This window comes from Roseomonas rosulenta, from assembly GCF_016106005.1.
Taxonomy (GTDB): domain Bacteria; phylum Pseudomonadota; class Alphaproteobacteria; order Acetobacterales; family Acetobacteraceae; genus Neoroseomonas; species Neoroseomonas rosulenta.
Map to the genome: position 1 here is coordinate 1 of NZ_JACADR010000647.1, position 584 is coordinate 584.

Here is a 584-nt window from a genome sequence, read left to right on the forward strand (position 1 = left end):
CCGCGGCGGCCAATTTCCGCCTGGCGCTGGCGCGCGACGACGACAGCGCGCTGGCCGCCCGCCCCACCGACATCGGCTGGGCCTATGAGCATGCCCGCCTACTGCGCCGGCGGGACCGCGACGCCGAGGCCGCCGCCGCCTGGGCCGCCGCCGAGCCGCTGCAGTCGGGCCTGGCCGGCGATGCCGCGCGGGCGGTCTGGGCGGAACGCCAGGTGCTCGCGCGCAAGCTGCTGCGCCTCGGCCAGGAGCGCGAGGCCTATCGCACCGCCGCCGCGCATGGCCAGGCCACGCCGGGCGAGCCGCGGCAGGAGGCCGAGATGCTCGCCGGCTTCATCGCGCTGCGGCGCCTGAATGACGCGGCGGCGGCCGAACGGCACTTCACGGCGCTGGGCCAGGACAGCCGGTCGGTCATCACCCGCGCGCGCAGCGCCTATTGGCAGGGGCGTGCGCTCGCGGCGCGCGGCGATGCAGCCGGCGCGCGCGCGCGCTACGCGGCGGCGGCGGAATGGCCCGTCGCCTTCTACGGCCAGCTCGGCGCGCTGGCGCTGGGCAGATCGGAAAGGCACACATCTGATGCCCAGTCA

At 77.2% G+C, this 584-nt stretch carries 1 pseudogene; it reads left to right on the forward strand.

The features are described from left to right. A pseudogene (locus HW578_RS27450) lies at positions 1-584 on the forward strand (lytic transglycosylase domain-containing protein); the annotation flags it as partial.